The following is an 18,130-nucleotide window of genomic DNA, read 5'->3' on the forward strand; positions in this document are numbered from 1 at the left end:
AATGCCGAAACCCGAGTTATCCGATGCCGTCTTCAAGTACGGCTACGACCTGGCCATCACCTATGGCTACGACCTGAAGGAGATTGCCGAGGGCTTTGCCTATGGCCTCGGCAAGCTGACGACCGGCGCCTTCGCCGAGCAGGGTGTCGCCCTCGATCCCGCCCTCGTCGAGCCGATCGAGAAGGCCCTCCTCCAAGGCGTCAGGGACCACGCTCTGCGACTGGGGGTGCTCCTTGACCATTAAGCCCCTCCTCGTCGACGCCCGGAACTGGGAGGCGGTCAAGCCCGAGCTCCTGGACGCGGTGTCGACATCCAGCATTCTCGGGTTCGACATCGAAACTCAGGACGAGCACGCGCATCCGGGCATCAAGGCGTATCGGAAGAACGACGACGCCAAGATGTTCGACTACCGCCGGTCGGTGGTCACGGGGTTCTCGATCTACGTCGACGGCGATGACACCGCCTACTATCTGAACCTGGCCCACGCGGACGTCGAGAACCGGATCCCGTGGCACGAGGCCAAGCAGGTACTCGACGCTCGGAAGACGAGCTGCACGACGATCTGCCACAACGCCCCGTTCGAGTTGACCATGATGGCCAACTGCCTGGGCTACGAGCTCGGCGAGAACGTGCTCTGCACCCTGCAGATGGCAGTGTCGGCCTATGGCCCGGACGAATACTCGATCGACACGTTCGATGCGACGGGACTCGATTGGATCGAGCCGCTGCTGCCGTCGGCGTCGATGCTGTTCGCCAACTACCAGGCGGGTATGGAGCTGACGTCGGAACAGGATGAGCTCCTATACAAGGTGATCGCCAAGGAAAGCCGATCGTCGTTCTCATACAACGGGTTCGTCGATTTGATCTGCTACGGCTACGGCCTCAAGAAGCTGGTGAAGAGCTTCTTCGGCTACCGGATGACGACCTTCGAGGAGGTCCTCGGCGCCAAGGATCACATGGGGCAGCTCACCGGCGAGGAGGTGGTCGCCTACGGTGCCGACGACGCCTACTGGGCAGTGCGCGTGTTCCACCAACTCCTGCTGTTCATGGCGCAGACCAACGAGGCCGTGATCGAGACGTTCCTCCAGCAGGAGAACCCCATGATCCACGTCTTCTCCGGCGTCACGCGTGGGGGGATGAAGGTCAACTTCTCGAACATCGAGAGGCGCCGATCCCAGGAGCGGGACAACTTCGCCGCCGAGCTGCGGAAGCTGAAGGCCATCGTCAACGAGCTGCTGCCGTTCCCGGAGCAGCCAAACGAAGGCCTGATGGAATACGAGGCGTGGTACCAGAAAAACTGGGCGTCCTACCGGAAGAAGCTCATCGACTGGGCGTCGAAGCCTGACGTCAGCGACAGCTACGAGCAATGCCAGCAGGTGCGCTCGGCGGTCTCGAACGCCTGGGCGAAGGAACGCGGCAAGCGGGAGAGCCAGGCGGTCAACCTCAATCACTACATGCCGATGCGGGTCATGCTTTACGACCTGCTCCAGGAACGGCCGATGGTGATGGAGGGCAAGGTCCAGTCGGACGCGGACAACCGCGGTCGCCTCCTCGCCCGCCTGGATAAGAACGGCGCATCGGACACGAAGAAGAACCTCATCCACTCGATCCGCAAGCTCGCCTCGATCGAGACGGCGATGAAGTTGTTCCTCACCCCCTATGTGCTGCTGACCGACCCGGACACCGGCTACCTGTACCCGGTGCTGAGCTCAATGCTCGCCACCCGGCGCATGGCAGCCAGGTTCCCCAACCCCATGCAGCTCACGAAGCAGGGCGACAGCACCTACGTGCGCGGATTTTTCGAGGCCGACGATGTCTGACAGCCTCACGCTCGAACGGTTCCACGAACTACTCACGTTCGATCCGGAAACCGGGATTTTTCGCTGGAAAGGTGTCAAGGCTCGAGGGCGCAGGCAGAAGCCTGGTGAAATCGCTGGTCACATTCACGACACGGGGCATCGAAGGATCACGATCGATGGCCAGTTCTACTATGCGCACCGACTGGCTTGGTTCGTCACCTACGGCGTATGGCCGACTGGTGACTTGGACCATAAAAGCAACAATCCGGACCACAATCCGACAGACAATCTGAGACCAGCCACCAGAACACTGAACAACGCCAATCAGAAAATCAGGTCCGACAACACCAGCGGTTGCAAGGGTGTTTACAAGCCGACCGGGCGCAAAAAGTGGACCGCTCGGGCTGGAAGAAAATACCTCGGAACTTTTGATTTGAAAGAAGAGGCTGCCGCCGCTTACGACGCTGAGGCTCGCCGGCTCTACGGTCCGTACGCCCGAACGAATGAGGATCTCAGATGAGCGACTATCTAATATGCTCGTTGGACTGGAGCCAGATCGAGCTCGTCATCATCGGAGACCAGTCCGGCGACCCGGAGTTCGCAAAGGCGTACGGGCAGCTGCCGTACAACGACCTGCACCTCGGCGCTGCGGCCGACATCCTCTCGGCGATCTACGACACCACGGTCACCGAGGAGATGTTCAAGAGCCTGAAGACCATGCCGGACGACGTGAAGGAGCCGTTCGGGTTCCCCCTCGTCGACGCGACCGGCAAGGAGCTGACCCCGAAGGAGGCCTTCAAATACAACCGCGGCACCGCCGGCGGCAAAGGAGCCAATTTCGGGTATTGGTACTCGGGCTCCCTGGCCTCGGTCGCCCTCGCCCGTGGCGTGGGCAGCGACCTGATGTGGAAGATGACCGATGCCTATCGGGCCCGGTTCTCCATCGCCGAGGAGTGGCGCCTCAACCTGATCGACGAGGCAACCCGCACCGGGTTCGTCACCCTCCCCGACAAACATCGACGGGTGAAGTACGAGGCTACCATGGAGTGGCAGACGAAATTCATCGCCAAGTTCCAGGCTCTTGGTGATCCTGGGATTGTGGCGTTCGCCCGCCTGATCGCCAACAAGGTGTCGAAGCGGGCCGGTCGCCAGGTGGTCAACGCGGCGGTGCAAGGGACCTGCGCCACCATCGCCAAACGGTCGATCATCAAGATCATCCGGAACAACCCCGGCCTTCGGTTCCGCTTCCTGACCCCGATCCATGACGAGCTGGTCTTCTCGGTCCACAAGGACGACGTGGTCGCATTCATCGCCTACGCCAAGTCAATCATGAACGACCATCCGGACATCATCCGGGACCTGAAGATGAACTGCACCGCGGCGGTCGGGAGGACATTTGAGCCCTTCCACAAGGAACGGGTGCCATTCGGTCAGATCGAGCTCGACGAGCTGCCGAAGCTCGACTTCATCCCGCCTGAGTTGGTGGACAAGGCCGCGAACGAGAACGTCATCCAGGAAGTGGTGAACTACTTGTGCGCCGCTTGATATAAACTTCAGCCTTTCCGTTTCAGTCGTCGTCCCTGCACCATTAAATTGCAGGGATGACGAAGAATACCGGGAAACCCAGCCAAGATTTGTTCGAGGATCACTTCACCCTCATGGGTAAAGCGGCCCACGTTCATCGCATCACCGACACCGCCGAGGTTCGCGGCCTGAACAAGACCGGCTTCACGAAGGAACAGCCGTCCGACTTCATCGTGACGGAGAACGGCGTGATGTACTACGCCGAGGTGAAGTCCAGCAGCAACCCGACGTCCTTCCCCCTGTCGCAAATCGAGCGCGGCCAGCGCTCGGCCATGATCAAGCAGACAGCGGCCGGAGGGTTGTACTTCCTGTTCATCCACTGCTTAACCAAGAACATTTGGTTCAAGGTGCCAGCAGGTGTCGTGCTCAATGCTCCGAAGGCCTCACTGCCCTGGAGCTCTCTGAACGAATACCAATGGAGTATAGCTTGCAAGACATAATGGTCGACATCGAGACCACGAGCACTGAGCCGGATCGAGGGGCGATCATCCAGATCGCCGCGTGGAAGTTCGATCTCCAGACCTTCCAGGTCGATCCCCTGTTCTTCGATCAGTGCCTCTGGATGCCAGCCTGGCGCTACTGGAACAAGGACACCGAGGCCTTCTGGAAGAAACAAAAGCCGGAAACGCTGCAGGACATCTTCGCCCGGATGGAAGATCCTCGCATCGTGATGCAAAGGTTCGTCGACTGGGTCGGACAGTCGAACAGCTTCCGGTTCTGGAGCAAGCCGACACACTTCGACTACACCTTCCTGTCGTCCTACTTCAAGGACTTCGACCTCCCGCAGATGTTCCACTACCGGGAGGCGACCGACATGAATTCGTTCATTCGCGCTCGATACTACCCGGGTCCCGTTCCTCAGATCGATATCCCTTTCGACGGGCCGGTCCACAACGCCCTGTGGGACAGCCTCCATCAAATCCAGACCCTCTTCGCCCACTATTCCGGGACACTCAAGAATGATGACACCGCAGGAACTGGCCAAGAAGCTGCGTGAGAACCTCGATCGGTTCTACATCGACAACACAGTCAGCAGCGTTTTCTGGCTCGTCGACTCCGCCCACGCCGACGAGAGCGTCGGCTATCCCGGCGATCTCGTCAGCGAGCACGACAGCTGGGAAGGCGCGCGAGATGCGCTCGACCTGGCGATCGCCGAGGAGATCCTGAAGTGACGAACTTCAAGTTGCTCGGCGATCCCCACCTCGGCAAGGACTTCCGCCTGGGCGTCCCCTCTCACCGCCGCGGTGAGAGGGAGGCGTCGCAGTGGGCGGCCTTCGAGGCCAGCCTGAACGACGTCGCCGGCGTCGCCTACCACATCAACATGGGCGACCTGTTCGACAGCTTTCAGGTGTCGAACGAAGTCGTGCTGCGAGCCGCCCAGGCTTACCTGACGGCGACCAGGAACAATCCAGAGGTGATCTACTTCATCATCCTCGGGAATCACGACGCGCGACGGGAGGCCGGGTTCGTTTCCTCCTTCGACCTGTTCTCGGCCATCCTCGCCGGCGAGGAGAACATTGTGATCGTCAGGGACAGGCCGTGGATCCAGTACATCGACGGTGGCGATTTGCTGCTCTGTCCATGGGACCCGTTCAAATCGGCGACCGAGATGCTCGCCAGCGTTGACGCCTCCCAGATCACCCATGCCTTTGGCCACTGGGATCTGGAGACCTTCGGCGGCGAGGCACCGCACAACCTGCTGCCCTACGCCTGGTTCGCGGATCGGCCGCACATCGAAATCTACACCGGCCATATCCACAAGCGGGAGGTGCGCGAGATCAACGGCATCACCGTGAACGTGGTCGGCTCGATGCAGCCCTACGCCCATGGTGAGGGCGATCTCTATGTCACCCTCACGCTGGCCGAGCTCGAGGCGAACCGGGACGCCGTCAAGGACAGGGTCGTGCGCCTGGTGCTGCAGCCCGGCGAGGTGCTGGAGGAGCCGGTGGACTGCCTGCAGTTCTCGGTCCAGCGCGTGCGGCCCGACCAGGGCGAGGAGGTCGATCAGGTGGAGCTCGGGGAGTTCGATCTGAAGGGGATCTTCGACGAGTGCTTCAAGGGCAACCCCCTCGCCGAGACGGTTTGGGCTGAGTACGAGAAGAGGAAGAACGCAGCATGATCAAGAGCCTAGCCTTCGAAGTCCAATTCGCGAGCACTGGCCGGGCCCTGAAAGGGGCCCATACTTTTGCCGAGGGCTTCACCTCCATCTCCGGCCAGAACGAGGCTGGGAAGTCTCTCCGGCTGGAGTTCATCCGCTTCGGCCTGTTCGGCGTCGATGCCCTGCGCGACGGCCGGTCCAGCTACACGAAGCTCAGCATCGAGCTGGAGTTCGTGATCCAGGACGTCGACTACAAGGTTCTGCGAACGCTGGCCAATGCCACACTCCTGAAGGGGTCCGAGGTCGTCGCGAAATCGACCAGCGTGGTTAACGCCGCGATCCGGAAGCTGTTCGGCTACGACCTGGCCGTCTTCGACGCGGCGCACTGCGTCAAGCAGGGCGAGGTCGAGGCGCTGGGCAACATGGGGCCGACGGCGCGCCGGAAGATGGTCGACACCACGATCGGCCTCAACATCTTTGACGACCTGATCAAATGGACCGCCGACACCGGCAACGCCCTGAACCGTGAGGCCGAGGCGATGGCCTCAAGCGTCCCCCAGCCAGTGGAGCCGGTGAAGCCGACGGGCTACCGTCCGGCGGCCGAGCTCGAGGCCGAGATCGCCACCCTCGCCCAGCAGCAGGAGAAGCGCCGGAACGCCGAGGCGGTGATCGCGGCGAACGCCAACCTGGTCGAGCCGGTGATGCCGACCACGACCGTGGTGGAGACCGCAGCCCAGTTGAAGAAGCTCCAGGACCAGCGCCAGGCCAACATCGCCCTCAAGACCAAGATCGAGACCCAGCTCTCGATGCTCAAGCCGCTGGTGAAGACGGCGGCCGAGCTGGAGGTGCTCGACATCGAGCTCGCGGCCTGGCTGGGTTGGCAACAGCACAAGGCCTGGCTCGAGGCCAACCCGAAGCCGCGGCATGACCGGGCTCTGCTGGAAAAATGGCTGGCGGACCACAAAACCGCCGAGGAGCACCGGCATCTCCTACGCCAGATCGAGGATCTGGAGGGGCGCGGCCACCACGAGTGTCCATCCTGCCATCACACCTGGGCGATCGCCTCAGACGCCATCGTCGAGCTGCAGGATAAGGTCGACGCCCTTCCGCCCTACTCGACCCCTCCCCTCTCCGTCTCGGAGATCCAGGTCGAACTGCAGCGCGTCGCTGTGTGGGACAAGGGCTGCGCCTTCGCCGAGTTCAGCGAGGTGCCGGAGCCGGAGTGGCTCGACCAGATCAACGACTGGAAGCTGGGTCTCAAGGACGAGGAGTTCCGAAAGACCCTGCCGACGATCCCGGTCATTGGCCCGGATCTCTCGGCGGCCTACCAGGAGCGCCTGCGCTATGAGCAGGATCTGGTTCGGTTCGAGCGCGATACGGCCACCTATGGCGTCGCCAAGGCCCGTGTCGGGGAAGCTCAGGCTGTTGTCGCCTCCACCCCCGTCGTCGATCTCGAACCGCTCCGGCAGCTGCTGACCGAGATCCGCGTCTACGACGCCGCCCTCGCCCCCTACACCCAGCTGAAGACCCGGTTCGACGAGGTGATGGTGGCGATCGCCGCGAAGGAGACCGATGCGGCCAACTACCTTGCCGCCCGGGACGCCATCCGGGAGATGAAAATCAAGGTGAAGCAGCACTTGGTACCCAGCCTGAACGCGGTCGCCAGCAAGCTGCTGACCGAGATGACGAACGGGGCGCGGACCACGGTCGAGGTTGATGAGGAGTTCGAGATCACGATCGACGGTCAGCCGCTGCACACCCTGAGCGGCTCCGGCAAGGCGGTCGCCAACCTGGCGATCAGAATCGGTCTCGGCCAGGTCCTCACGGCCCGGATCTTCCCGGTGCTGATGGGCGACGAGATCGATGCCAGTATGGATGCTGATCGGGCGACGTCGACGATGGCCTGCATCCGTCGGCTCGGCACGTACCTGAAGGAAATGCTGCTGGTCTCCCACAAGCAAATCGAGGCGGACAACTACATTACGGTTTAAGTTCGAAGTTAATATCTACTCAACTTTGATCTGGGGCCAACAAGCCGTATCTCTTACCCAGCACCCAATCCCGCGAGGATCTAATGCATTTATCGGAGCCTATGGAGGAGATGCTCCTCCAAGATCTTTCTCGTGGCAAGGACCCCCTCAGGGTCAGCAAGCTCTATGGCGTTCCTCTCCGCCTCGTTCGTGAGCTAGCCGCCAAGGTCGAGAACAAGCCAGTCGTCAACGACCGCCCGGACCTCGCCCAGTACGCGATCGCCTCCAAGCACGTCGACGCCCTGTGGCCGGTCAACGACGTGATCCAGGCCGCGAAGGACGAGTACGACGCCGGCCTGGTCGAGATCGTGACTGGCCGCTCGGGCAGCACCCTCACCCTCTATCGGATCCCGCGGAAGCATCAGGACAAGAAGCGGATTCCCTACTTCTCGCGGTCGGAGGAGTGAGCGATGGACTTCGACACTCTCGATGAGGCTGAGGCCCAGGCGGCTCGCTTTCTCGAAAAGACGGATCAGCTCCGCGAAGAGCTGCGCCGCAACCACGGCAACACATGGCCGATCACCGGTACCAAGGAAACTGGCGCTGTCCGTCGGGCCAGCATGGACCTGACCCGTGCCCTCGCCGATCTCCGCAGGAGGCCGTCATGATGGAACGGCTTTTCCGACAGGAAGTTGTCGGTCGCTGGGCCAAGAAGTGCTTCGGCGAGAACACCCTCGCAGTGAAGGAGCGCTCGAAGCGTCTCCTCGAGGAGGCCCTGGAGCTGGCCCAGGCCGGTGGGGTTCCTCTGGAGGAGGTTCTCCACCTCTCCGCCTACACCTATGGACGCCCGGTCGGACAGCTGAGCCAGGAGATCGGCGGCGTAGCAGTGTGCCTGCTCGCGCTCGGCTATTCGGCCAACATCGACGTCGACCAGGTCGAGCAGGATGAGATCCTGCGCGTGGTCTCGAAACCGGACCAGCACTGGGTCGAGCGGCACAACGCGAAGGCGGCGAAGGGCGTCGCGGAGGTGGTTCAGTGACCACCATCTCCGCCAAGGTCCTCGCCCACAGCGTGGCCGAGGGCTGCCCGCCCATCATCACGATGCAGCTGCGCTACCCGCGGGTGATCCACGCCGAGTTCATGACGCATCGGGTGTTCTCTCGGAACGCGTCGTCGAGCCGGGCCGTCCCCGTCCAGCGCCTGATCGAGGACGTCGAGCGGGATCCATACGTCCCGCTGCATTGGGGCAAGAACCAGCCCGGGATGCAGGCTCGGGAGGAGCACAACGAACCGGTCATGCTCTGGGCCCATGATGCGGAAGAACATCCGGATCCCTTCACCCGAGAGCAGGCGTGGCGAGAGGCCTGCCATGACATGGTGGAAATAGCACGCGCCTTCGCGAAGGCCGGCTACCACAAGCAGATCGTGAACCGGCTGCTCGAGCCCTTCTCGCACATCAACGTGGTTTGCACCGCAACCGATTGGAACAACTTCTACGCGCTGCGGCGACACGAGGACGCCGAGCCCCACATCAAGATGCTCGCCGATGCCATGTGGGAGGCCCAGCAGGCGAGCAAGCCGGTCGAACTGACCGAGGGCCAGTGGCACCTTCCCTACGTTACCGAACACGACTGGATCGAGATCAACGGTGGCGGCGTGGTCACGCTGGACCAGAAGATCGCCCTCCGGTTCATCTCGGCAGCTCGCTGCGCCCGGGTCTCGTACCTGACCCATGACGGTCGGCAGACCACCCTCGAGGAGGACCTGGCGCTCGCGCAGCGGCTCCTCGACTCCGGGCACATGTCGCCTTTCGAGCACCAGGCGATCCCCGATATGTTCTCTTTTCGTTCTTGCCAAAATTCCCCGAAATGGGGAAACTTCCGGCAATGGGTTCAGCACCGGCATATCCTGTGAGGATTTTCATGGAAGTCCCCTCGACCACCTTGGGCAACGCGATTGACGACGTTTCCCGCCTGTTAGCGGCCCTCAACCAAGCTATCGAGACGGCCGAAAATCTCGGCGTAGACATCTCCTTCGAGGAAGGCCGCAACCCCGAAACGGGGAACACCCGGCTCCAACTGAGCACGTCCATCATCCTGTGAGGATCAAATGAGCGCCATCTTAGTCACCAACTCCGGGAGGAGGCTCGACTTGCTCGACCCCCATCCGGACCAGATCGACATCAACGACATCGCCCTCGGTCTGTCCCGCGAAGGTCGGTTCTCCAACCAAGGGCGGTACTTCATCTCCGTCGCCCAGCACAGCGCTGACGGGGCGGTCGAGTTGCTGGAGCGCGGCGAGACCGAGAAGGCCAAGGCCTTCATCCTGCACGACGCCACCGAGGGCTACATCAAGGACATCATCCGTCCCTTGAAGAAAGAACTCGGCGCCCCCTACGAGGAGATCGAGGACCGGCTTTCCCGGGTGATCTTCGCCAAGTTTGGTGTCGATCATTCCCTGCTGGCTCAGATCAAGGACGTCGACGATGAGTGCGGCGCCAATGAGGCCGCCGCCCTGTTCGACGATCACCCGGCAGCTGCCCGCTCCAACAAGGTGATGCTGTCGTGGGATTTCCTCACACCCGAGGAAGCCCACGAGTACTACCTCGACGTGTTCGCCGAGGTGTTCGCATGAGCCGCATCATCGCCTTCACCGGGAAGATGGGCAGCGGCAAGAACACCGCTGCCAACCTCGTCGCCGAAATGAACCCGGAGCGGCAGCTCGCAGAATACAACTTCGCGGACCCGATCCGTCACATCTGCGCCCTCGTTTTCGGCCTGACCTGGGAAGAGATGACGGACCCGGTCCTCAAAGAGACGAAGCTCGACCGGTGGCCCTTCGAGGCCCCCAGAACCCTTCTCCGGGACGTCGGCATGTTCTTCCGGGACCGCTGGCCGGGCACCTGGGTCAACAAGTTCGAACGGTCCACCCAGGAGTTCTTCGCCACCTACCCCAACGGGTTGGTCCTGAACACCGATCTCCGGTTCATCGACGAGGGAATCAAGATCGAGGAGCTCGATGGCGAGAAGGTCCGCGTCGTCCGCCCCGGCCGGGAGGGTGACAGCCACCCGTCCGAGACCGAGATGGACCAGATCCGCGTCCACGTCACGATCCACAACGACGGCACGATCGACGATCTCCGCGCCAAGCTGCAGGTGGCCCTATGAGAACCGACTTCATTGACCTCGCGCTCCGCACCAAGGCGGACACCTTCTTCCCTGCCCCTGCTGTCATCCAGGACATGGCGGTCCTGCTCGTGACTATCGCGATCGCAGCCGAGGAGCTGGATCGCTGCAAGAAGTCGCTCTTCTACGGCAAGCCCTACGAAACAGCCGACTTTGGGGACCTTGTGGTGTTTCTGAAAGATCACGTCCTCACCGATGGTGGTGTGATCCCCACCGAATATGAAGGCGACGTCGACCTGCTGCATGGGGTCGTCGGTCTGGCCACCGAACTCGGCGAACTGATCACCCCGCTGGTGAACGAGTGGATGAAGGATGAGGAGATCGACAGGGTCAACCTGGTCGAGGAGATCGGCGATCTTCTCTGGTACCAGGCCCTCGTTCTCAAGGTGCTCGGGAGCGATTTCGCGACCGCCTCGGACAAGGTGGTCAACAAGCTTCGGATCCGATACCCCGAGAAATTCACCGAAGATCAAGCACTCAACAGGAATCTCGAAGAGGAGAGAGCAGTCCTGGAAGCCTGATCGACAAGGGGAGTAGAAATACTCCCCTTTCTTTTTCAAATCCCGTGGGGATCGAATGCCTTCTGTTCGCTCAAACGTCGTCATGCGACGGACGTACAACCGTCCCAAAAATGAAGAAGGTACTGCCTTCGAGAGCCTGATCGAAACTGTGATCCGTGTCGGCCGCCACCAGGAGTGGTTATGGGAACGCGCCCAGGGGCGGCCTCTCTCGACGGACCAGTACAAGGAGCTCTCCGACCTGATGAACCTGATGATGGAGCTCAAGGCTCTCCCGTCGGGCCGCACCCTCTGGCTGGGCGGCACGGATGTCGCCAAGACCCGAGAGGCCTCCCAGTTCAACTGCGCCTTCGCGCGCGTCGAGACCGTCCAGGACGTCAAGGACGCCTTCTGGCTCCTGCTGCAGGGCTGCGGCTACGGCTTCGAGCCGATCACCGGCAACATCAACGGCTTCGCCCGGCGCCATCGCGTGACGATCGTTCCGTCGGCCGTGACCCGAGAGATGTGGGACGCCGGCCATCGGGGCGGCGAGCACACTCTGGAGCAGATCCACGACGACACCTGGCACATCATCGTCGGGGACAGCGCCGAGGGTTGGGTGAACGCGGTAGGGCTGCTGCTGACGGGCAAACACAACGTCGGCCGCCTGGTGCTGGACTTCTCGCAGATCCGCCCGGCCGGCATCCGTCTGCGCGGCTACGGCTGGATCTCGAGCGGCTACGGTCCGTTCTCGGAGGCGCTCGAGAAGATCGCCGAGATCATGTCCCACAAGCGCATGCAGCTGCTGAGCCGCATCGACCTGCTGGATATTCTCAACCTGCTCGGCACCACCCTCTCCTCGCGCCGGTCGGCTGAGATCGCCTTGATCCCACACGGCGATCCAGAGTGGGAGGAGTTCGCGGTCGCGAAGAAGGACCACTACGAAAAAGGCCTGAAGCACCGCGGCCAATCGAACAACACGGTGCTGTTCTTCCACAAGCCGTCGCGCGCCGCGCTAGTGGACTTCTTCCGGATCATGAAGGAAGGCGGCGGCTCCGAGCCCGGCATCGCCAATGCCGAGGCTGCGAAGCGCCGGGCGCCGTGGTTCAAGGGCTTCAACCCGTGCGCCGAGATCCTGTTGGGCAACCGGTCCTTCTGCAACCTGGTCGAGAACAACCTGGGCGCCTGGAACGGCGACTGGGAGGGGTTGAAGCGGGCCCATTGGCTGATCGCCCGGGCCAACTACCGGCAGACCTGCGTGAACCTGTTGGACGGCATGCTGCAGTCCGGCTGGCACGAGCTGAACGAGTACCTGCATCTGTGCGGCGTGGGTGTCACCGGCATCGTCCGTTGGGAGCACCACAAGTCCAGCGCGCACCGGAAGGACCTGCGCACGATCGCGCAGGAGGGCGCCAACAGCATGGCCGACGAGCTCGGTCTGCCGCGGCCCAAGGCGGTCACCACCATCAAGCCGTCCGGCACGCTCTCCAAGGTGATGGACACCACGGAGGGAGTTCATCGTCCGCTCGGGAGGTACATCCTCAACAACATCAAGTTCAGCAAGCACGACCCGCTGGTGCAGATGCTGGCCGAGGCCGGCTACCGCGTCTTCGATGATCCGTACACGGTCGACGGCGTGCTGGTCACCTTTCCCGTCTCCTATGAGGACGTCGAGTTCGACGTCGTCGACGGCAAGGAAGTGAACCTGGAGAGCGCCGTCGACCAGCTGGATCGCTATCGGGACTGGATGGCCGACTATGTCGACCACAACTGCTCGATCACGATCTCCTACTCGGATGACGAGGTGCCGGCGATCATCGACTGGCTGCTGGAGAACTGGGACAGCTACGTCGGCGTGTCCTTCATGTACCGCAATGACCCCACGAAGACGGCGGCCGACCTTGGCTACCCCTACCTGCCTCAGGAGGTCGTCACCAAGGAAGTGTTCGAGGCCTACACCTCAACCCTGCTGCCGATCGACATCGACGCCGGCAACAGCCTGTTCGAGCTCGACGAGAACGGCTGCTCCACCGGTGGTTGCCCCGTCAAATAATCAAGGAGATTCAGAGCTTTCCGGTTTGGGCACGGCTAGGTTTCGCTTGTGTCCAACACCGGGAGCCTGAGATGGCAGCACGGCGCAAGAGAACAGCAAGCCCTCACTATGATCCGCCCACTCTTCGACCGCTGAACGCATCTCAGGCCACCTGCCTCAAAACACTCGACACTCACGACCAGACCTTCATCATCGGCCCGGCCGGCACAGGAAAGACCTTCCTGATCGCTTGCCGGGCCGTTGACATGTTGAAGACCGGCCTAGTCGACAAGATCGTCCTGACCCGCCCCAACGTGCCGGCGGGACGCAGCCTGGGCTTCTTCCCCGGATCGCTCGAGGAGAAGATGGGCCCGTGGGTGATGGAGTTCGCCTCCATCTGGAACGGCCGAGCCAGCGCCGGCTTCACCGAAACCGCGCTGAAGAACGGCACGCTCGAGATCGTGCCCTTCGAGACGATGCGTGGCCGGTCGTTCGACGACGCTTTCATCATCGTCGACGAGGCGCAGAACGCCACCCTCCACGAGCTCATGATGATCGTCACCCGCTTTGGTGAACGATCACATCTGGTCGTGAATGGCGACCCCGCCCAGAGCGACCTCCGGGATGGGGGCGGGCTGATCGACATCATCGCGATCGCGATGCAAAACCGGATCGACGTCGGGTTCGTCCGCTTCACCTCCGACGACATCGTCCGCTCCGATCGGACGAAGCAGTGGGTGAAGGCCTTCGAACGAGAAGGGGCGCCCTAGGCGCCCCTCTTCACCCCAACCGCACTCCGTCGATCTTGGTTTCATCCACCCATGGCAACCTGGCACCGGTGATGACATGCTGGTTTTCCGGAGGTGGTCTCCGCTCGACATAATCATCCAGGTGACACTCGGGACACGCCCCGTTGCACTGGAACCTCACGGCCGAGCTGCGGTCGTCGTACAGCACCCGCTCGACCTTCCGGCGCAGCACGGTTGCCCCATACCCTTCCAGGGCGTCAGCGGTGGCCAGCAGCTGGTTCAGGACCCACTCTTGATCCTTCCGGGCGTTGAAGAGCATGGTGGCGTAGCACTTCACCTCCTCCCCCAGAACAGGGTCGCCGTCAATCTGGGAGAATTTCCACCCCACCTCCTCGACCATCGGGCGGAGCTGGGCCGGGTCGCCGACCATCGTGACGTGGCACTCGAAGTAGGTGGTGCTCATGCGAACACCGCCTCGGCGGCCGACCGCTCGTAGAAGCGACCACCCACGACAGCGAAGTCCCTCACGTCGATATACTCGGTCAGGACATGCTTCTTGACGGTGTCGACGTGCAGGAGGCCGAAGCCGTTGGTCCACTTTTCCCCGGTGGTGTACTCGGCCCAGCGGCGATGGCCGGCGCCGAACTGCGACCACTGGTAGGTGCCGAAGACCGGGCTGTAGTGGGTCTTGGCATGATAGCTGTGGTGGTGACCGTTCCAGCCAGGGAGACCCATGCGCTCGCCCTCGGGGAAGTGGCAGGCGGCCAGGCAGTCGTACCCGATCCAGAAGTTGCGCTTCAGCTCCTCCTTGATGTCGCCCTTGTGCTCAGCGGCAAGGTCCGTCCGGCTAATGTAGTTCACCCCAAACTCGTCCAAGCCCAGCAGCTTGGGGACGGTGAAGCCGTGAAGCTCGGCCAGGACCACCTGCATCTGCGGGCTCTGGTCGGCCAAGTGCCGTAGCAGACGGTACTCGTGGTTTCCTTCGATCCAGATGACCTCGGTATTGGGAGCGCGCTGGCGGATCGGGCCGAGGAAGTTGGTGTGCATCCAACGGATGCGCTTGACGACGTCCCAGGTGCGAGGGTCGACGCTGTACTTCCCGAACTCCGGAAGGTCGAACCCGTCCCCGTTCAGAACCAGCTTATCAGGCTGAACCCTCTCCACGGTGTCGAGGAAGACCCTGAGCCAGAAGGGGTCGCACTCGATGTCGTGAATGTCGTTGCAGCCGAGGACCGTCTGCCAGCGGCCCGACGCCGGCATGAGATATTTATCCTCGTATCCAGCCTTCTCCTCGTTCATCGCCCGGTAGCGGTCCTTGGACGCGTGTCGGGCGATGTGAAGCTCCATGCGGTGCGCACCGCGGTGCAGCTGGATCCCAGCCTGGCGCCGGAACTCCTCCATCGTGCCGAAGTACCGATCCCAGGTGGCATCGGAGATGATGGAGTTCTTCCGGAAGAACGTTCGCGTGACGAACTGGTCGGGGATCAACTCGGCCACCCGGCGGAGCTCGTCGACGCATTGCTGGGCCGTCCATTCCGGTCGGAAATTGTACCCGTGCTCGTCGCGGACATAGTTGTCCTGGACGACTCCGTTGATGATCTTTTTCGACATTAGTCCCTCGCAGGGATGTGGACGATCAGCAGGATCGTTCGACGACCGTGTTGTGGCTGAGCAGCTGGTTGGTGAGCTGGTCGCTGATCACGTCGACGTCGTGGTTGGTGGGGCGGATGATCGGCACTGCCGAACAGGGCAGTGACTTAGTCGCGGGCGTAGGTGCGCAGGCGCTTACGCCGATCAGCGCGAGGCAGAGAACGAATCTCTTCATCGGTGGTGACCTTGGTTGTGAGGACCTCGATCGTCCTCTGGGTGGCCTTCAGCCGCTCCTCGTCCTGCCCTTTGGCGTAGACGACACGGTAGGCCACGATGCCGGCGGCGATCGCCAGCAGGGCGACGAGGATCCATCGCCCTGCAGCGGTGCCCACCAACCAGGTGAATGCGGTCTCAAGCACCGGTGGTCTGCCGGGTCTGGTAGCGACCGTAGATGGTCAGGGCGACGCCGGCGGCGATCAGGACGGCGAAGCCGACCTTGAGCCACGGGAATCCCTCCGCCATCGGCAGAGCCGGCTGGACCGTCTCGATGATGGTCTGGCCGAGGCCACCGGTGCCGGCCAGAGCAGCGCCGATCACCGTCTTGGTCTTCGCCAGGTGAGGCGTCGGGACCGGCTCGCCGATGATCGTGCCGCCGTAGCTCTTCGCCCACAGAGCTACCTCAGCGGCGCGCCGGGCCACGAGGCCCTTCATGACCACGCCGCCCGACAGCCGAAACTGCGGCAGCCCAGTGATCGGCGCGCTGAAGTCGCCCTTGTTCAGCTGCTTGACGAAGCTGGCCTTCTCGAGCCAGCCCTCGCCGACGTTGAACGCCCAACTCACCAGAGCGCCGAACTGGTTGTCGTTGAGGGTCACCTCGACGTGGTCCATGACCGCGTCGGCCACCTCGGCCACATCCTTGTCGAAGAACGCCTGAGCCTGCTCCTGGGTGATCTTCTGCCCGATGAAGACATCCGGCCCGGTATGACCCCATCCGATCGTCAGGGTGCCGACGATTTTGTCACCGGGGCTGAGCACCTTTTTCGGCTGCTTGTCGTCGTAGGCTACGAGACGGAGCTCCTCGTATCTCTTGATCAGAGCCTCGGTCTCAGCATTGATTTTCCGTGTCATTTGACCCTCACAGGGTTGGGAGCTTGAGCGCCAACAGTGCGAATCCACCGAGCATGGTCGTCAGGAGGACACTGGCAGCGCCGTAGGCGAGTAACTTGACCGGATCGAAGGCGTCCTTGGTGACGTAGTCCTTCAGGGTCTCGCTGATCTCGTCCCGAAGCCGGGTGACGTCCGCCTTCGAATCTTCTTTGTACTGTCGGAAGTCGTGGCGTAGCTCTCGGATGTCACTCGATAGAGCTGACAGCTGCTCAGTGAGTCGTGTGATTTGCACGAGCAGACTGGTGCGGGGCGTCAGCTCATCTTCCATGGTTAGGCTCCGAGAAAATCTCTGGGAACCTAGCAGAGAAGCAGCTTACTTCGGCTGACTCTCACTGAGTCTCTTGTATTCTTCGCGGATGAACTCTCTCAGAACTTCGCTCTGGCTGCGGCTGGTCCACTCAGCGATCTTGGCAAGCCGGTCACGATCGTCAGGCGAACCGTAACAGCTGATCATCACCTTCCTGCTCATAGACTGGGCTCCTTGATGTCGTGACCCTCGATCCGAGCCCGCGTCAGCAGCCGGCGGATGATCTTGAGGATGTTGGTGTCGAGAACGGCCCTGGTGGCCGCGGTCTTCTTGACCGACAGCAGCACGCCCTCGAGGTTGAGTGCGGCCTGGGCTAGGTCCGACAAACCTGTCCCGAGGTCGGGGTAGGCTTCTCGGCGAGCGAGCTCGGCCTTGACCGCTTCTGGCGCAACGACGACGAGTAGAGCCAGCTGGTCCTGGCTCATCTCCTCCAAGTTGATATTAAGTACAGACAATGGCTTCTCTCCGAACGTTTTGCCTCGGCGAGATATATGAGAGTGCGATTTGGGATTGAAGGGTATTTCTGCTAGCAAATTTAATAGTAGATATATACTGCTCTTTGAACTGAATATGCTGTCGACTATATGACGACCCACTGCCATTCCTGCGAGGAACCGATTGATGTCAGATGATATGGGTGTGGGTGGCAACGCCGCCCTGGTGATCAAGAGCTACGTCGACCGTCGGGTTGAGCTCGCTCAGCGGAAGATCCCGCTGAAGGCCGAGCGCAAGGACGAGGTCAAGAACATGAAGGACGCGGGCCTGCCAGCGGTGGAGCTGATCGCCCTGTCCAAGCGCGACGATGACAAGCTGGCCGAGAAGGCTGAGCGGCTCACCCTCGCTGGCTCCCTGCTCGGCATCCCGGTCTACGCCGGCGAGGTCAGTTCCGATCGGGACACCAGCCAGGACCATATCCTGGAGGCGAGCCTCAAGCGGGTCCTCGATATCGACGAGGAGCTGAAGGAGATCTCCGAGGACGAGAAGGCTCTGAACAAGGCCGCCAAAGGAGAAGGATTCTCGGTCTACCTGATCGACCGCTGCGTCCAATTCCGCCTGGATCCGGACTCGATCCAGGGCTACCGGGACGACAGCGCCCTATTCGAAAAGTACTGGGAAGCCGCGACGGCGGAGTGATTTTGAAGGGAGGGTGGG

General features: G+C 62.0%; 26 protein-coding genes. 20 read left to right on the plus strand and 6 right to left on the minus strand.

Annotated features, from left to right (window positions below):
- The first annotated feature begins 1 nt into the window (after nt 1).
- From P409_RS00160 to P409_RS00250, 19 genes are all read left to right on the plus strand, one after another.
- A complete protein-coding gene (locus P409_RS00160; protein WP_034830398.1) occupies nt 2–244 on the plus strand; it encodes a hypothetical protein in 243 nt (80 codons plus the stop codon).
- Complete coding sequence (locus P409_RS00165; protein ID WP_034830401.1) at nt 234–1,820, plus strand: DNA polymerase I family protein; 1,587 nt, start codon at nt 234–236, stop codon at nt 1,818–1,820. The genes P409_RS00160 and P409_RS00165 overlap by 11 nt, the downstream gene beginning before the upstream one ends.
- Nucleotides 1,813–2,319, plus strand: a complete 507-nt coding sequence (locus tag P409_RS36760; protein WP_034830404.1) for an HNH endonuclease — start codon at nt 1,813–1,815, stop codon at nt 2,317–2,319. The genes P409_RS00165 and P409_RS36760 overlap by 8 nt, the downstream gene beginning before the upstream one ends.
- Entirely contained in the window at nt 2,316–3,344 is a 1,029-nt protein-coding gene (locus tag P409_RS00175; protein ID WP_081991051.1) for a DNA polymerase, read from the plus strand. Before P409_RS36760 ends, P409_RS00175 begins: the two co-directional genes overlap by 4 nt.
- A gap of 56 nt (nt 3,345–3,400) precedes the next feature.
- Complete coding sequence (locus P409_RS00180; RefSeq protein ID WP_081991053.1) at nt 3,401–3,823, plus strand: Holliday junction resolvase RecU; 423 nt, start codon at nt 3,401–3,403, stop codon at nt 3,821–3,823.
- On the plus strand, nt 3,823–4,380 hold the full coding sequence (locus P409_RS00185) for a 3'-5' exoribonuclease domain-containing protein (protein ID WP_034830413.1): 558 nt from the start codon (nt 3,823–3,825) through the stop codon (nt 4,378–4,380). Before P409_RS00180 ends, P409_RS00185 begins: the two co-directional genes overlap by 1 nt.
- Nucleotides 4,343–4,555, plus strand: a complete 213-nt coding sequence (locus tag P409_RS00190) for a hypothetical protein (RefSeq protein ID WP_034830416.1) — start codon at nt 4,343–4,345, stop codon at nt 4,553–4,555. Before P409_RS00185 ends, P409_RS00190 begins: the two co-directional genes overlap by 38 nt.
- The gene (locus tag P409_RS00195) at nt 4,552–5,502 is read left to right on the plus strand and encodes a metallophosphoesterase (protein WP_034830419.1); all 951 of its coding nucleotides are present in this window, start codon (nt 4,552–4,554) and stop codon (nt 5,500–5,502) included. The genes P409_RS00190 and P409_RS00195 overlap by 4 nt, the downstream gene beginning before the upstream one ends.
- Nucleotides 5,499–7,472 (plus strand): AAA family ATPase, encoded by a 1,974-nt coding sequence (locus P409_RS00200; RefSeq protein WP_034830421.1) that lies wholly within the window; start codon nt 5,499–5,501, stop codon nt 7,470–7,472. The genes P409_RS00195 and P409_RS00200 overlap by 4 nt, the downstream gene beginning before the upstream one ends.
- 101 nt (nt 7,473–7,573) lie before the next feature.
- Complete coding sequence (locus P409_RS00205; RefSeq protein WP_034830424.1) at nt 7,574–7,918, plus strand: hypothetical protein; 345 nt, start codon at nt 7,574–7,576, stop codon at nt 7,916–7,918.
- Nucleotides 7,919–7,921: 3 nt separating this feature from the next.
- On the plus strand, nt 7,922–8,119 hold the full coding sequence (locus P409_RS00210; protein ID WP_034830427.1) for a hypothetical protein: 198 nt from the start codon (nt 7,922–7,924) through the stop codon (nt 8,117–8,119).
- A complete protein-coding gene (locus P409_RS00215; RefSeq protein WP_052119847.1) occupies nt 8,116–8,490 on the plus strand; it encodes a hypothetical protein in 375 nt (124 codons plus the stop codon). Before P409_RS00210 ends, P409_RS00215 begins: the two co-directional genes overlap by 4 nt.
- Nucleotides 8,487–9,365: an FAD-dependent thymidylate synthase gene (locus tag P409_RS00220; RefSeq protein ID WP_034830430.1), complete on the plus strand. Its 879-nt coding sequence runs from the start codon at nt 8,487–8,489 to the stop codon at nt 9,363–9,365. The genes P409_RS00215 and P409_RS00220 overlap by 4 nt, the downstream gene beginning before the upstream one ends.
- Nucleotides 9,366–9,373: 8 nt before the next feature.
- Entirely contained in the window at nt 9,374–9,553 is a 180-nt protein-coding gene (locus P409_RS00225; protein WP_152613154.1) for a hypothetical protein, read from the plus strand.
- Nucleotides 9,554–9,602: 49 nt separating this feature from the next.
- Nucleotides 9,603–10,085: a hypothetical protein gene (locus P409_RS35870; RefSeq protein WP_052119848.1), complete on the plus strand. Its 483-nt coding sequence runs from the start codon at nt 9,603–9,605 to the stop codon at nt 10,083–10,085.
- Complete coding sequence (locus P409_RS00235; protein ID WP_034830436.1) at nt 10,082–10,618, plus strand: nucleoside/nucleotide kinase family protein; 537 nt, start codon at nt 10,082–10,084, stop codon at nt 10,616–10,618. The genes P409_RS35870 and P409_RS00235 overlap by 4 nt, the downstream gene beginning before the upstream one ends.
- Complete coding sequence (locus P409_RS00240) at nt 10,615–11,157, plus strand: MazG nucleotide pyrophosphohydrolase domain-containing protein (RefSeq protein WP_052119849.1); 543 nt, start codon at nt 10,615–10,617, stop codon at nt 11,155–11,157. The genes P409_RS00235 and P409_RS00240 overlap by 4 nt, the downstream gene beginning before the upstream one ends.
- 55 nt (nt 11,158–11,212) lie before the next feature.
- The gene (gene nrdJ, locus P409_RS00245; RefSeq protein ID WP_034830439.1) at nt 11,213–13,186 is read left to right on the plus strand and encodes a ribonucleoside-triphosphate reductase, adenosylcobalamin-dependent; all 1,974 of its coding nucleotides are present in this window, start codon (nt 11,213–11,215) and stop codon (nt 13,184–13,186) included.
- A gap of 71 nt (nt 13,187–13,257) precedes the next feature.
- Nucleotides 13,258–13,935: a PhoH family protein gene (locus P409_RS00250; protein ID WP_034830441.1), complete on the plus strand. Its 678-nt coding sequence runs from the start codon at nt 13,258–13,260 to the stop codon at nt 13,933–13,935.
- A gap of 10 nt (nt 13,936–13,945) precedes the next feature.
- On the opposite strand, the gene P409_RS00255 is transcribed toward P409_RS00250, so the two are convergent.
- The 6 genes from P409_RS00255 to P409_RS00280 all read right to left on the minus strand — a co-directional run bounded on the left by P409_RS00255 (nt 13,946) and on the right by P409_RS00280 (nt 17,403).
- A complete protein-coding gene (locus P409_RS00255; RefSeq protein WP_034830444.1) occupies nt 13,946–14,377 on the minus strand; it encodes a hypothetical protein in 432 nt (143 codons plus the stop codon).
- A complete protein-coding gene (locus P409_RS00260; RefSeq protein ID WP_034830446.1) occupies nt 14,374–15,525 on the minus strand; it encodes a metallophosphoesterase in 1,152 nt (383 codons plus the stop codon). Before P409_RS00260 ends, P409_RS00255 begins: the two co-directional genes overlap by 4 nt.
- 146 nt (nt 15,526–15,671) lie before the next feature.
- Nucleotides 15,672–15,923, minus strand: a complete 252-nt coding sequence (locus P409_RS00265; protein WP_034830449.1) for a hypothetical protein — start codon at nt 15,921–15,923, stop codon at nt 15,672–15,674.
- Nucleotides 15,916–16,632, minus strand: coding sequence for a lysozyme (locus P409_RS00270; RefSeq protein WP_052119850.1), 717 nt, complete (start codon nt 16,630–16,632; stop codon nt 15,916–15,918). Before P409_RS00270 ends, P409_RS00265 begins: the two co-directional genes overlap by 8 nt.
- Nucleotides 16,633–16,639: 7 nt before the next feature.
- Nucleotides 16,640–16,939 carry a hypothetical protein gene (locus P409_RS00275; protein WP_034830450.1) on the minus strand — a complete coding sequence of 100 codons (300 nt, stop codon included), beginning with the start codon at nt 16,937–16,939 and terminating at the stop codon, nt 16,640–16,642.
- A gap of 197 nt (nt 16,940–17,136) precedes the next feature.
- A complete protein-coding gene (locus tag P409_RS00280; RefSeq protein ID WP_152613155.1) occupies nt 17,137–17,403 on the minus strand; it encodes a hypothetical protein in 267 nt (88 codons plus the stop codon).
- A 196-nt stretch (nt 17,404–17,599) separates the two neighbouring features.
- On the opposite strand from P409_RS00280, the gene P409_RS00285 reads away from it, so the two are divergent.
- Nucleotides 17,600–18,112, plus strand: coding sequence for a DUF2312 domain-containing protein (locus P409_RS00285; protein ID WP_152613156.1), 513 nt, complete (start codon nt 17,600–17,602; stop codon nt 18,110–18,112).
- The last annotated feature ends 18 nt before the right edge of the window (nt 18,113–18,130 follow it).

The sequence above is a fragment of the Inquilinus limosus MP06 genome (genome assembly GCF_000767795.1).
In the GTDB taxonomy this organism is placed as follows: domain Bacteria; phylum Pseudomonadota; class Alphaproteobacteria; order DSM-16000; family Inquilinaceae; genus Inquilinus; species Inquilinus limosus_E.

Excerpts from the sequence above, each read along its gene's own strand:
- P409_RS00275 (WP_034830450.1), bottom strand. The coding sequence starts at position 16,939 with ATGGAAGATGAGCTGACGCCCCGCACCAGTCTGCTCGTGCAAATCACA.
- P409_RS00270 (WP_052119850.1), bottom strand. The coding sequence starts at position 16,632 with ATGACACGGAAAATCAATGCTGAGACCGAGGCTCTGATCAAGAGATAC.
- P409_RS00190 (WP_034830416.1), top strand. The coding sequence starts at position 4,343 with ATGATGACACCGCAGGAACTGGCCAAGAAGCTGCGTGAGAACCTCGAT.
- P409_RS00225 (WP_152613154.1), top strand. The coding sequence starts at position 9,374 with ATGGAAGTCCCCTCGACCACCTTGGGCAACGCGATTGACGACGTTTCC.
- P409_RS00285 (WP_152613156.1), top strand. The coding sequence starts at position 17,600 with ATGTCAGATGATATGGGTGTGGGTGGCAACGCCGCCCTGGTGATCAAG.
- P409_RS00235 (WP_034830436.1), top strand. The coding sequence starts at position 10,082 with ATGAGCCGCATCATCGCCTTCACCGGGAAGATGGGCAGCGGCAAGAAC.
- P409_RS00175 (WP_081991051.1), top strand. The coding sequence starts at position 2,316 with ATGAGCGACTATCTAATATGCTCGTTGGACTGGAGCCAGATCGAGCTC.
- P409_RS00185 (WP_034830413.1), top strand. The coding sequence starts at position 3,823 with ATGGTCGACATCGAGACCACGAGCACTGAGCCGGATCGAGGGGCGATC.
- P409_RS00215 (WP_052119847.1), top strand. The coding sequence starts at position 8,116 with ATGATGGAACGGCTTTTCCGACAGGAAGTTGTCGGTCGCTGGGCCAAG.
- P409_RS00205 (WP_034830424.1), top strand. The coding sequence starts at position 7,574 with ATGGAGGAGATGCTCCTCCAAGATCTTTCTCGTGGCAAGGACCCCCTC.
- P409_RS00280 (WP_152613155.1), bottom strand. The coding sequence starts at position 17,403 with ATGAGCCAGGACCAGCTGGCTCTACTCGTCGTCGTTGCGCCAGAAGCG.
- P409_RS00160 (WP_034830398.1), top strand. The coding sequence starts at position 2 with ATGCCGAAACCCGAGTTATCCGATGCCGTCTTCAAGTACGGCTACGAC.
- nrdJ (WP_034830439.1), top strand. The coding sequence starts at position 11,213 with ATGCCTTCTGTTCGCTCAAACGTCGTCATGCGACGGACGTACAACCGT.
- P409_RS00255 (WP_034830444.1), bottom strand. The coding sequence starts at position 14,377 with ATGAGCACCACCTACTTCGAGTGCCACGTCACGATGGTCGGCGACCCG.
- P409_RS00180 (WP_081991053.1), top strand. The coding sequence starts at position 3,401 with ATGACGAAGAATACCGGGAAACCCAGCCAAGATTTGTTCGAGGATCAC.
- P409_RS36760 (WP_034830404.1), top strand. The coding sequence starts at position 1,813 with ATGTCTGACAGCCTCACGCTCGAACGGTTCCACGAACTACTCACGTTC.
- P409_RS00250 (WP_034830441.1), top strand. The coding sequence starts at position 13,258 with ATGGCAGCACGGCGCAAGAGAACAGCAAGCCCTCACTATGATCCGCCC.
- P409_RS00200 (WP_034830421.1), top strand. The coding sequence starts at position 5,499 with ATGATCAAGAGCCTAGCCTTCGAAGTCCAATTCGCGAGCACTGGCCGG.
- P409_RS00210 (WP_034830427.1), top strand. The coding sequence starts at position 7,922 with ATGGACTTCGACACTCTCGATGAGGCTGAGGCCCAGGCGGCTCGCTTT.
- P409_RS00260 (WP_034830446.1), bottom strand. The coding sequence starts at position 15,525 with ATGTCGAAAAAGATCATCAACGGAGTCGTCCAGGACAACTATGTCCGC.
- P409_RS00240 (WP_052119849.1), top strand. The coding sequence starts at position 10,615 with ATGAGAACCGACTTCATTGACCTCGCGCTCCGCACCAAGGCGGACACC.